11 protein-coding genes are annotated in these 11,969 nt (G+C 71.4%); 8 read left to right on the top strand and 3 right to left on the bottom strand.

Annotated elements, in window-relative coordinates; translation table 11 throughout:
* Window positions 1-519 precede the first annotated feature (519 nt).
* Entirely contained in the window at window positions 520-1,281 is a 762-nt protein-coding gene (locus B0E53_RS01885; protein ID WP_107074334.1) for an IclR family transcriptional regulator, read from the bottom strand.
* Between the two features lie 82 nt (window positions 1,282-1,363).
* Between B0E53_RS01885 and hutH the strand changes: the two genes are divergently transcribed.
* The 7 genes from hutH to B0E53_RS01850 all read left to right on the top strand — a co-directional run bounded on the left by hutH (window position 1,364) and on the right by B0E53_RS01850 (window position 9,038).
* Window positions 1,364-2,929 carry a histidine ammonia-lyase gene (hutH, locus tag B0E53_RS01880; RefSeq protein ID WP_210405866.1) on the top strand — a complete coding sequence of 522 codons (1,566 nt, stop codon included), beginning with the start codon at window positions 1,364-1,366 and terminating at the stop codon, window positions 2,927-2,929.
* Window positions 2,930-3,031: 102 nt separating this feature from the next.
* Window positions 3,032-4,687 (top strand): urocanate hydratase, encoded by a 1,656-nt coding sequence (hutU, locus tag B0E53_RS01875; RefSeq protein ID WP_107074332.1) that lies wholly within the window; start codon window positions 3,032-3,034, stop codon window positions 4,685-4,687.
* Between the two features lie 9 nt (window positions 4,688-4,696).
* Window positions 4,697-5,896 (top strand): allantoate amidohydrolase, encoded by a 1,200-nt coding sequence (locus tag B0E53_RS01870; RefSeq protein ID WP_107074331.1) that lies wholly within the window; start codon window positions 4,697-4,699, stop codon window positions 5,894-5,896.
* Window positions 5,893-6,198, top strand: coding sequence for a hypothetical protein (locus B0E53_RS38975; protein WP_246835168.1), 306 nt, complete (start codon window positions 5,893-5,895; stop codon window positions 6,196-6,198). Before B0E53_RS01870 ends, B0E53_RS38975 begins: the two co-directional genes overlap by 4 nt.
* A gap of 400 nt (window positions 6,199-6,598) precedes the next feature.
* Complete coding sequence (locus B0E53_RS01860) at window positions 6,599-7,060, top strand: GntR family transcriptional regulator (protein ID WP_107074330.1); 462 nt, start codon at window positions 6,599-6,601, stop codon at window positions 7,058-7,060.
* Entirely contained in the window at window positions 7,057-7,977 is a 921-nt protein-coding gene (locus tag B0E53_RS01855; protein WP_107074329.1) for an ABC transporter ATP-binding protein, read from the top strand. The genes B0E53_RS01860 and B0E53_RS01855 overlap by 4 nt, the downstream gene beginning before the upstream one ends.
* Entirely contained in the window at window positions 7,974-9,038 is a 1,065-nt protein-coding gene (locus B0E53_RS01850) for an ABC transporter permease (protein ID WP_107074328.1), read from the top strand. The genes B0E53_RS01855 and B0E53_RS01850 overlap by 4 nt, the downstream gene beginning before the upstream one ends.
* 101 nt (window positions 9,039-9,139) lie before the next feature.
* Here the strand turns inward: B0E53_RS01850 and B0E53_RS36825 are convergent, their stop codons facing one another.
* Together B0E53_RS36825 and B0E53_RS01845 are read right to left on the bottom strand one after the other, a co-directional pair.
* Window positions 9,140-9,445: a hypothetical protein gene (locus B0E53_RS36825; protein WP_146167551.1), complete on the bottom strand. Its 306-nt coding sequence runs from the start codon at window positions 9,443-9,445 to the stop codon at window positions 9,140-9,142.
* A gap of 160 nt (window positions 9,446-9,605) precedes the next feature.
* Window positions 9,606-9,818: a hypothetical protein gene (locus B0E53_RS01845; RefSeq protein ID WP_210405865.1), complete on the bottom strand. Its 213-nt coding sequence runs from the start codon at window positions 9,816-9,818 to the stop codon at window positions 9,606-9,608.
* 417 nt (window positions 9,819-10,235) lie between these two features.
* Between B0E53_RS01845 and B0E53_RS01840 the strand changes: the two genes are divergently transcribed.
* Complete coding sequence (locus tag B0E53_RS01840; RefSeq protein ID WP_107074327.1) at window positions 10,236-11,870, top strand: hypothetical protein; 1,635 nt, start codon at window positions 10,236-10,238, stop codon at window positions 11,868-11,870.
* Window positions 11,871-11,969: the final 99 nt, after the last annotated feature.

The raw sequence follows: 11,969 nt of genomic DNA, 5'->3' as shown, positions 1-11,969 counted from the left end.
TGGCCGACTTCGGCGTGGTCGGCGACCTGTTCAAGGTCGTCCCGCAGGCCGCCGAGGAGATCCGCAAGCGCAAGTGATAAGAGGCACGCCTCTGGCATGAGCATGATGACCGTTGACGTTCGATGGTAGGTCGCCATCGCGTCCGTAGTGATCATCAGCGCGGAGACCCGACGGCAACGGCGTCCGGAGCGGTAGCTCCGGACGCCGTTGCCGTTCTGGGCCAGGGCGCTGCTCGTTCGCCGTGCACAACCGCCCGGCCCGGTCTTGGGGATCCGGCACGTGTGCCGCTCACATGTCCGGCCGAGAACGGGGCAGACCCGAGTGAGGAGAAGACCATGGAGCACGCCTCGACGGTCGAGCAGTGCGGGTGATGCCACCTGGATCAAGCTGGACCGGGGCCAATCCACGAGCTGCACCGGGAGGGACCCGGGCTGGTGCGCCGTGCCGGCCCGCAACCGCGGCCGGTGTACGGGCCGCCGGCGCAGCGGACCGCGCTGCCCTCCTGACCGTCCTCCCTTCTCAGCCCCGGCCGCCGATGCGCCGAGTCAGTTCGGTGGCGGTCAGGGTGACCTGCTGGGCCAGCTCGCGCCGGCGTTCCACGCCCACGTCGACGGCCGGGTAGGTCACCGCCACGGCGGCGACCGGGTGTCCGGTGTGGTCGCGTACCGCCGCGGCCACCGAGGAGAACTCGGGCGTGACCAGCCCCTCCTCGATGGCGTACGTGCGTTGCCGGACCCGGATCAGCTCGGCGCGCAGCTGGGTCAGGTTGGTGACCCCGACATCGTGCCGCCGTACGAACGCGTCCCGGCTCGGGAACAGGGCGCGTACCTGGGCGGGGGGCAGCACGGCGAGCATGGCCAGGCCGCTCGCGGTGAGCGTGGCCGGCAGCCGTACACCGACGTCGGTGACGAGCGGGGGCCGACCGGGCGCCCGCTCCTCGATCACATAGAACACCTCGCGGCCGTGCAGCACGGCCAGATGGGCGTTGTGCGAGCTGGTCTCGACCAGCCGGGTGAGCAGCGGCCGGGCCACCCGCTGCAGCGGTGCCTGACGGGAATACGCCGACCCGAGCGCGAACGCCTCCACGCCCAGCCCGTAGCGCCGTTCCTCGGCCAGGTGCATGACAAATCCCTCGTCCCGCAGCACCGCCAGCAGGTGATAGACGGTGGACCGCGGCAGGCCGAGCTCCCGGGCGATCGACACGGCGGGAAGGGGCTCGGCGCGCCGGGCCAGCAGCTTGAGCAGGCTGATGGCGTGGGCTGCGGCGGGGACGTTGGCCATGCGCCGAAGTGTCTCAGATGCGAGACGAAACCCGAACAGCGGCGGTATCCGGGCTGCCTGGTCGTCCGCTCAAATGGAGGGCATGAGCACAGCCCAACCCCTCCGGCCCACCGGCGTCGTCACCGTCGGAGTCGGCGCCCTGAGCTTCGACGAGGTCGTGGCGGTCGCCCGGCACGACGCCCCGGTCGAACTCTCCACGGACGCGGTGGCCGAGATCCGCAAGAGCCGTGAGGTCGTCGAGGCGCTTGCCGACGACGTCGAGCCGCACTATGGCGTGTCCACCGGATTCGGGGCGCTGGCGACCCGGCACATTCCGGTCGAGCTGCGCGCCCGGCTCCAGTCCAGCCTGGTCCGCAGCCACGCGGCCGGGTCCGGCCCCGAGGTAGAGCGGGAGGTCGTCCGCGCCCTCATGCTGCTGCGGCTGTCGACGCTGTCGACCGGCCGCACCGGCGTACGGGCCGAGACCGCCCTGGCGTACGCCCGCCTCCTGAACGCCCGGATCACCCCCGTGGTGCACGAGTACGGCAGCCTCGGCTGCTCCGGCGACCTCGCGCCGCTGGCCCACTGCGCGCTCGCCCTAATGGGCGAGGGGCAGGTCCGCGACGCCGCCGGTGAGCTGCGCGACGCCGCCGACGCGCTGCGCGAGGCGGGCATCAGCCCGGTGGCCCTGACCGAGAAGGAGGGCCTCGCCCTGATCAACGGCACCGACGGCATGCTCGGCATGCTGGTGCTGGCGATCACCGACCTGCGCCACCTGCTCAGGGTCGCCGACTTGACCGCCGCGATGAGCGTGGAGGGGCTGCTCGGCACCGACGCCGTGTTCGCCGCCGAACTCCAGGCGCTGCGCCCGCACCCGGGCCAGGCCGCCTCGGCCGCGAACATCCGGGCCGTGCTCGCCGACAGCCCGATCGTGGCCAGCCACCGCAGCCCGGACTGCACCCGGGTGCAGGACGCCTACTCGCTGCGCTGCGCGCCGCAGGTCACCGGGGGTGCAAGGGACACCGTCGACCACGCGGCGCTGGTCGCCTCCCGCGAGCTCGCCGCCGCGGTGGACAACCCGGTGGTCACCCTCGACGGGCGGGTCTCCTCGAATGGCAACTTCCACGGCGCCCCGCTGGCGTACGTGCTCGACTTCCTCGCTGTCGTCACCGCGGACGTCGCCTCGATGGCCGAACGCCGCACCGACCGCTTCCTCGACGTGGCCCGCAGCCACGGGCTCAATGCCTTCCTCGCTGACGACCCGGGCGTCGACTCGGGCTACATGATCGCGCAGTACACCCAGGCCGCCATCGTCTCCGAGCTCAAGCGCCTCGCGGTCCCCGCCAGCGTCGACTCGATCCCGAGCTCGGCGATGCAGGAGGACCACGTCTCCATGGGCTGGTCGGGGGCTCGTAAGCTGCGCCGGGCGGTCGACGGGCTCACCCGGGTCCTCGCCATCGAACTGCTGACCGCCGCGCGCGGCATCCAGCTGCGGGCGCCCCTGCAGCCCGCCCCGGCCACCGGCGCGGTCATCGACGCCCTGCGCGAGGTGACGCCCGGCCCCGGCGTGGACCGGTTCCTCGCGCCCGAGATCGAGGCCGCCGTGCGGTTCGTGGCCAGCGGAGCCGCGGTCCGCGCCGCCGAGTCGGTCACCGGCCCGTTCAACTGACCGTTTCCACCCGTCCCCCCCGACCTGCCGTACGCGTCGTCGCGGCGTCCCGTCGTCACCGGGCGTCGCGGTCGACGCGCCTCCGATGCGAGGAGATTCGCCATGGAAGGTGCCCGTCCGGTCCGTGCCCCGCGCGGCACGACCCTGACCGCGAAGTCGTGGGCCGCTGAGGCCCCGCTGCGGATGCTGATGAACAACCTGGACCCGGAGGTCGCCGAGCGACCCGACGACCTGGTGGTGTACGGCGGCACGGGTCGGGCGGCCCGTGACTGGAAGTCCTTCGACGCGATGGTCCGCATCCTGACCACGCTGGAGCGGGACGAGACGATGCTGGTGCAGTCGGGCCGCCCGGTCGGGGTGCTGCGGACGCACGAGTGGGCGCCGCGGGTGATCCTGGCCAACTCGAACCTGGTCGGCGACTGGGCCACCTGGCCGGAGTTCCGGCGGCTGGAGCGGCTGGGCCTGACGATGTACGGCCAGATGACGGCCGGCTCGTGGATCTACATCGGCACGCAGGGCATCGTGCAGGGCACGTACGAGACGTTCGCGGCCGTGGCGGAGAACCGGTTCAACGGCACCCTGGCCGGCACGCTCACCCTCACCGGCGGCTGCGGCGGCATGGGTGGAGCGCAACCGCTCGCGGTGACCCTGAACGACGGTGTCTGCCTGATCGTCGATGTGAACAAGGCCCGCCTCGATCGCCGGGTGCAGCACCGCTACCTGGACGAGATCGCCACCGACCTGGACGACGCGATCGAGCGGGTGCTGCGGGCCAAGGGTGAGCGCCGGGCGCTCTCCGTCGGGCTGGTCGGCAACTGCGCCGAGGTCTTCCCCGAACTGCTGCGTCGCGGTGTCCCGATCGACGTCGTCACCGATCAGACCAGCGCCCACGACCCGCTGTCGTACCTGCCGGAGGGCGTCTCGGTCGAGGACTGGCCGGACTACGCGGAGCGCAAGCCGGAGGAGTTCACCGCCCGCGCCCGCGCCTCGATGGCCCGGCACGTCCAGGCGATGGTGGAGTTCCAGGACGCCGGCGCCGAGGTCTTCGACTACGGCAACTCCATCCGCGACGAGGCGCGGCTCGGCGGGTACGACCGCGCGTTCGAGTTCCCCGGGTTCGTCCCCGCGTACATCCGGCCGCTGTTCTGCGAGGGCAAGGGCCCGTTCCGCTGGGCTGCCCTCTCCGGCAACCCGAAGGACATCCACGCCACGGACCGGGCCGTGATGGACCTGTTCCCCGACAACGACCGGCTCCAGAAGTGGCTGCGCGGCGCCCAGGAGAAGATCGCGTTCCAGGGCCTGCCGGCGCGCATCTGCTGGCTGGGCTACGGCGAGCGGGACAAGGCCGGCCTGCGGTTCAACGAGATGGTCGCCGCCGGCGAGCTCGCCGCGCCGATCGTCATCGGGCGGGACCACCTGGACGCTGGCTCGGTCGCCTCGCCGTACCGGGAGACCGAGGCCATGCTCGACGGCTCGGACGCCATCGCCGACTGGCCACTGCTGAACGCGCTGATCAACACCGCATCCGGGGCGTCCTGGGTGTCGATCCACCACGGCGGCGGCGTTGGCATCGGCCGGTCGATCCACGCCGGGCAGGTGTCGGTCGCCGACGGGACCGCCCTGGCGGCCGAGAAGCTGGCCCGCGTGCTGACCAACGACCCCGGTATGGGCGTCATCCGCCACGTCGACGCCGGCTACGAACGCGCCGAGCAGGTCGCCGCCGAGCGGGGCGTCCGGATCCCGATGCGGGAGAGCTGAGCCGCCACGATGACCTTCGACAGCATGTGGGCGGCGATCGAGCCGATCGGGCGTGAACGCCGCACCGGCGGCTACCGGCGGTTCGCCTGGACCCGGGAGGACCACGACCTGCGCGAGTGGTTCGCGCAGGAGTGCCGGGCCCGCGGGTTGGACCTCACCACCGACCGGATGGGCAACCAGTGGGCCTGGTGGGGCGACCCGGATGCCGCCGTCTCCGCCGGTGACCCCGGCGTCGTCGTCGGCTCGCACCTGGATTCGGTGCCCGACGGCGGCGCGTTCGACGGCCCGCTCGGCGTGGTCAGCTCGCTGGCCGCGGTGGACGCGCTGCGGGCGCGGGGATTCCAGCCCGCCCGGCCCATCGGCGTGGTCAACTTCGTCGACGAGGAGGGTGCCCGCTTCGGGGTCGCCTGCGCCGGGTCGCGGGTCATCACCGGCGTCCTCGACTCAGACCGGGCGCGCGGTCTGCGGGACGCCGACGGGGTGACGATGGCCGAGGCGATGCGGACGGCCGGCCGGGACCCGGCGACGCTGGGACCCGACGCGGAGACGCTCCGCCGGCTCGGCGCGTTCGTCGAACTGCACGTGGAGCAGGGCCGCGGGCTGGTCGACCTGGGCCACCCGGTCGCCGTCGCCACCGACATCTGGCCGCACGGCCGCTGGCGGATCGACTTCCCGGGCGTCGCCAACCACGCCGGGACCACCCGGCTTGAGGACCGGCGGGACGCGATGCTGGGCTTCGCGGACGCGGTCCGCGCGGCCCGCGCCGCCGCCAGCGCGTATGGGTGTGTCGCCACCATCGGCAAGGTGACGGTCCAGCCCAACGGGGTCAACGCGATCCCGAGCCACGTGACCGGCTGGCTCGACGCGCGCGGGCCGGCCGAGTCCGGGGTACGCCGGACGGTGGCCGACGTGACGGCGGTGGCGGCGGAGCACGGGGCGACGGTGACCGAAAGGTCCTGGACCCCGACCACCGCGTTCGACACCGGACTCGTCGACCGGCTCGCGGGCCTGCTCGGGGACGTGCCACGCCTGGGCACCGGGGCGGGGCACGACGCGGGCATCCTCGCCGCCGCGGGCGTCCCCACCGCCATGCTCTTCGTCCGCAACCCCACCGGAGTCTCGCACTCGCCGGAGGAGTTCGCCGAACGCGAGGACTGCCACGCCGGCGTGGCCGCGCTGGCCCGCGTCGTGGCGGAGCTCGCCGCATGAGCGAGCGGTGGCAAGCCGCGTACGCGCTGCTGCCGTCCGGGCCTGCCCGGGACGTGACCTTCGAGGTCAGCTACGGCCGGTTCACCGCCGTCCGCCCGGGCTCGGCCCCCGGAGACGCGCGGGTGCTCCCGGGGGCGCTGACCTGGGTGGAGCGCAACTTCGGCTACGCCATCGCCCGCGCCTACGCCGGACACTCAGGCAGCGGCGGTGACGCCGGCACCACCGCTACCTATTCGGGCAGCGATCCACGAGGTAGCAGCGCGCTGGCCGCACTCACTAGTGAGCCGCATCCGCTCGCGTGACATCGGTTCGAGTGGGTCCTGACTGCGGGGTTGGGACCCACTCGGTCGCAAGGTCTGCGGCTGCCGGGCCGAGGCCATCCCGGCGGCGTGATACGTGCGCGGCCGTGACGGACGGTGCCCTTCGCTGCGCCTGCCCTGCGACGCTGCCGGCGCCCAGCTCCTGAATTGGGGGACGCCTGGCCAGCCAGCCAATCGACCGTCGAGTTGTGGGGGCCACCCGACCGGCGGTAGACGGGTGGGTGCCCATCACTTCGGGGGTGGCCTCGCGGCCGGGCAGGCAATGGGGCGAACCGTTCGATGCCGCCAGCCGCTCGGGCACATCCTTGCCATGTTGGTTAACTGGTGTTCTACTTCACTAGAACAATCCGCGATGCCCGGAGCGGACAAGGAGGAGCACTAGGTGATCAACTTCCATGTCGACCGGTCCAGCAGCGTCCCCGCCTACGCCCAACTGGTGCGGCAGGTGCGTGAAGGGCTACGGATCGGGACGCTGCGGCCCGGGGACCAACTCCCCACCGTGCGCAGCGTGGTGACCTCGTGCACGGTCAACCCGACCACGGTGCTCAAGGCCTACCGGGAACTGGAGCTGTCCGGCCTGGTGGAGGCGCGGCAGGGGGCGGGCACCTTCGTCAGCGGAACGCTCGGCCACGCGGATCCCCATGTCATGGCCCGCCTACGCGGCAGCCTGGCCCGGTGGCTCGGCCAGGCCCGCGAGGCCGGTCTGGAGGACGAGGACGTCCAGGCGCTGCTCGCCTCGGTGATCGTGGAGAACTCGGCGCGCAGGGCCCAGGCTGGCGGCGACCGGACGCAGGGAGAACCGGCATCGGGCGCCGGGTTCCAGAAGAAGGAAGGCGCCGCATGAGTGAGGAGTCCATCGCCGTGGAAGCCCGCGACGTGGGCAGACGCTACGGCGCCGTCTGGGCGCTGCGGGAGTGCAGCTTCCAACTGCCCGCCAGCCGAATCATCGCGCTGGTCGGCGCGAACGGCGCGGGCAAGTCGACGCTGATGAGCATCATCGCCGGTACGTTGGCGGCCAGCAGCGGCTCGCTGCTGGTCCATGGCCGACCGGTGGTGAAGGGCAGGTCCACCAACGGGGGTGGTTCTGCCGGGAGCCGGGTCGCGATCCTGGCCCAGGACAAGCCGCTGTACCGGGACTTCAGTGTGTCGGACATGCTCCGTTTCGGACGGTCGATGAACCAAGTGTGGGACCAGCGGCGGGCGCTGTCGTGGCTTCAGCGCTTCGATATCCCCCTGGACCGCCGCTGCGGCAAGCTGTCCGGCGGGCAGCGGGCGCAGGTCGCGCTGGCGGTCGCCCTGGGCTCACGCCCGGCGGTGCTGTTGTTGGACGAGCCCCTCGCGAACCTGGACCCGGTGGCCCGTACTGAGGTGACCGGTGAACTCATGGCGGAGGCCGCCGACGGCGACATGACGGTCATGCTGTCGACTCACATCATCGCCGAGCTCAGTGGGGTCGGTGACCATCTGCTGCTGCTCGACGCGGGCCGGCCTGTGCTCACCGGCGATGTCGAGGAGTTGCTCGATAGCCACGTTCGGTTGACCGGGCCACGCGCGGACCAGCCACCTGGTCCGGGCGCGATCGTCCAGGCGCAGCACACTGACCGCCAGTCCACGTTCGTCCTCCGGCAGCCAGCGCTACCGACGGCGCACGCCGTCGTCGCCCCCGGCTGGACCGCCCAGCCCATCACGCTGGACGAGCTGATCCTGACCTACCTCAAGGCATCGCCCAAGGCACACCTTGATCTGGAGACAGCAGCATGAGCCCAGTCACCCGAGCGCCCGCCCCCACGAACCGCCAGGCTGATCTCGGGTCCGCCGAGGGCGTCCGCGGTCTGCTGTGGCTGACCTGGCGTCAGCACCGCTGGACCCTGATCGGCATGCTCGTCCTGGCTGCGGTCCTGGTGGGCTGGATGACCTACCTATCCATGGAACTGACAGACCTGTGGCACCAGTGCGGCAACGCGTACTGCCCGGAGAACTCCCCACAAGGCGAGCGGCTCGCCGGGTCCTCGCGCCTGGTCCTGACCTTGGGCGCCCTGTCACGGCTGGTGCAGTACATGCCGCTGCTGATCGGCGTGTTCATCGGCATCCCGGTGCTGACCAGGGAGCACGAGCAGCGAACCCTGCTGCTGGCCTGGAGCCAGGACGTGTCCCCTCAGCGCTGGCTGTGGACCAAGCTGGGCATGCTCGGCCTGTTCGTGGCGGCGGTGACCGCGGCCGTCGCCGGGGTCAGCGACCACCTGGAGCGAATGAGGACTCTGGTCGCTCCGGGAACCCTGTTCGACTACGTGCCGTTCCTGAACACCGGGATGCTGCCGGTCGCGATCAGCATCTGCTGGTTCGCGGTCGGCGTCGCACTCGGCGCCGCGATCAAACGCACGCTCCCCGCCGTGTTCGGCGTGATCGCGGGATTCATCGGCCTGACCTACCTCGTCCAGTGGCGCTACCCCACCCTGATGAAGCCGCTGTCCGCGCAGCTACGAGTGGGCGGCCCGGACGGTGGTCTGTTGCGCGACAACGCCCTGGTCGTCAAGGGCGGCATGATCGACTACGGCAGGGACGGGCCGTCCGGCGCGTTCGACGCCTCCGGGCGCCAGCTCAGCGGCGTCGAGCTGCAACGCCTCTGCCCGCCCGACAACGATGGCGGCAAGATCCTCTCCTGCGAGTTCGACAACCATCTTCTGCACCACCTGCAGTACCAGCCCGGCAGCCGAATTCCCGACTTCCACCTGATCGTCGCGACCGGCTACCTGGGCCTGACCGCGGTGGCGCTCGCCGCCGTCTGGTGGATCGTCCGCCGCACCAACCTCAGCGCGGGCTGACCCCAGCCGCCGAGGTGTCGCACCCTCCGCGCAGGTGCGAGCCGGCGGCTGCGGCGGCCGACTGCTGCTGACTCATCGCTCCGGCCGCGGCTTCACTCGGTTCACCGCAGGTCTGGGCTGGAGGAGTGTCGCGCGGGTGCTGTGCGGGTCGTGATGGCTGCGGCGTAGCGCGGTCGGGTGTTGCCGGCTTCCTGGGTCCAGTTCGTCGCGGTCTGTAGGTGCAGGCCGAGGAGCTGGCTGAGCACTGCGGCGGGTAGCTGTCCGGTGAGGTCCATGAGGGTGGTGTTGTGGCTCACGCGGGCGGGGACGCCGAGGCGTCGTAGCCGCGCGCCGAGTTGTTGCGCGCTGAGCGGCTGGCCTGGTGCGGCACCGGGGAACAGCCAGCGGTTCGCCGCGGTGCGGCCCACGGCGGTGTGCCCGTCCCGCCGCTGACCATTCGCTCTGTCTCATTTATCGCACGAGCGAGCAGCGGTCGCTTGACCGGTCGATGTCGGCGTCACGCCTCCTCTTGATATAGGGGAGCCGTGCCGCCACCAGGACACGTGCCCCGCACGTTTCAGGCGAACGCTACGGCAGGTTGGCGGTGAGTTCTTCGCGCCATTGCCGCGAAGCGTTTGCGCATCTCACTGATGTGGGCGGGTCGGCACCGTAGGCGGCGAAACGGCGGTCCGGGTAGCGCTCCAGCATGCCGAACAGGTCCGCCAGGATGCGCCGGTCGAACCCCGCGTCGGATTGTTCGGCCAGCTCGCACAGCCGCGTCCGGGTGTAGCGGCCGGTCATGAGGGCCGCGTCGATGTCCAGGAAGTCTCGGGGCTCGGCGCGCGTGTCTAGTTGCCCTGCTCGACCTCGGGTCCGGCGCGGCCCAACGGTGAGGCGTTAATCTCGGCCGGACCTGCCGGTCAGCGGGCTGCCCAGTACTCGGCCCGCACCGTGAATCGTCGTGCTGGTGCGGCGCGTCGTAGATCCGCCGTCTGGTGCCGGCATGGTGGTAAGAGTCAGCCAGTGGATGCCGGGCGACCTCCACGGTCGTCGGTAGCTGCTGGTGTCTGCCCGCCGTCTCCGCCGTTCTGATCAAGCCGGCCGTGACGCCGCTCTACCGCACTGCAGCGCAACTGACGGGTTCGACCGAAACGTCCCCCTCGAGATCGGGAACGCGGGAGAGTTGCTGCAAAGCCTCACCCGCGTGAAGGAGGAGGGGTGCCGAGCCGTTGGCGCTTGTTGGCACTGCTCGCGGTCGCCGCCGTCGTTTCGCTGGCCGAGTCCCTCGTGCTGGTGCCGATCGGGTTCCGGCAAGCGGAGGGAATGATCGGGCAGGCTTCGGCGGTCTGGCCGTACGACTCCTACCACGACATGCGCTGGCTGTTGGTCTACCACAACTCCTGGTGGGTGTTCGGGCTGGGCCTGGTCGGGGCGATCGCGGTGCGCGGTGCGCTGTCCGCGCTGCTGGTCGGCCTGTCCTGGCCGGCCGGGAGGCCACGGCCATTACGGCGGACCCTGCTGCTGCGCAATCTCGGCCTGGCGGCGTTGACGGCCGCCATCGTCGCGCCGTTCGCTGCGCTCGCGGTGGCCGCTTCGGTGGTGTCCCTGTCCTGGGTTCTGTTCGCCTCGCTGATCCCCATGGTGATACTCGCCCCGTTCCTGCAGCGGATGGCGGTGGGGGTGAGCTGGTGGCGTGGCCTGCCGACGGCGGAGCTGTTCGGCTGGTCGTCGTTGAGCTTTGTGGTCATCACCGCTGCCGGTGGCCTGGTGTGGAGCGCTCCTGAGGAGTGGACGCCGGTCGTCGCCGTGGCCGTCGGGGTGGTCAACGGCCTGCTCTGGAACCGGACCGTGCGGGCGGCCGTGCTGCCCTCCCACGTGCGGTTGCGGCGGCTGCCGGTGGTACCGATCGTCGTGGTGCTGGTGCTGGTCATCCCGCTGGTGGGGCAGGCGCTCACCCAGCGCCACAGCGAGACGAGCAGTTTCTCGCCACCGATCTTCAACCGGCCGCTACCCCAGCGGGTGCCCTCCGCGGTGATCCTGCTCGCCGGCCACAATTCCGCGTACGACGGCCGACCCGCCGCGGATCCGAATGTGGAGCGGTACTCGTACAACGGCCTGGACTCGGGTGGCCGTCCGCTGCCGTACCGGTCGACCGCCACCCACCGGTCGCTGGAGTCCAGCGCGCAGCTGCTCGCCGCGCAGGTCGAGGCGGTACACCGGCGCACCGGCCGGCCGATCGCCCTGGTCGGGGAGAGCGAGGGGGCGATGGTGGCCCGTACCTACCTACGAAACCCGCCGAAATCACCGGTGACGGCGCTGGTGATGCTCAGCCCGCTGGTCCGCACCGGCCGCGCGTACTACCCGCCACCGACCGCCGACTCCGGCTACGGAGTGGCCACCGGCTGGCTGCTACGCGTCATGTACACGCTCGCGGGCGTCGGCTCCGCATCCGACGACCACCCAGATGAGCCGTTCATCCGCTCACTGCTGGAAGGCGCGCCGTTCTACCGCTTCCAGACCATGTGCCCGATTCCGGGCGTGCGGGTGATCGCCTTCCTGCCGACCGTCACCGCGGCGGAGTCCACGCCAGGTCCGTTCACCAAGATCCCCGTGGTCGAGGTGCCGTCCCTCCACGTCGAGTTACTCGGCCGGCAGATGGTTCACGACGAGGTGATCGACTTTCTCGCCGGAGCGAACGTCGGCCACGTCCGTAGCGAGTACGGCCTGCTCCAGCGGCTCGGGGCAGCCTGGCAAGCGCCCCTTCTGACGGTCAACGCGAACCCGGTGTGGCGGTCCAAGGCGCCACCCGGAGCAGCGTTCTCATCGGCCCGGATCTGCCGTACGCCCCGGTGAGCGACAACCGACGGCCGGTTCCTGGGATGCGGCGCCCCTGGCACGGCCACCGCAACGGGTATCATGCATCAAGCTCAGGGGGAGTCCGGGCAGTGGTCT

The organism is Micromonospora sp. MH33 (assembly GCF_003013775.1).
GTDB lineage: Bacteria > Actinomycetota > Actinomycetes > Mycobacteriales > Micromonosporaceae > Micromonospora > Micromonospora fulviviridis.
This window is presented reverse-complemented; position numbering and strand designations above follow the sequence as displayed.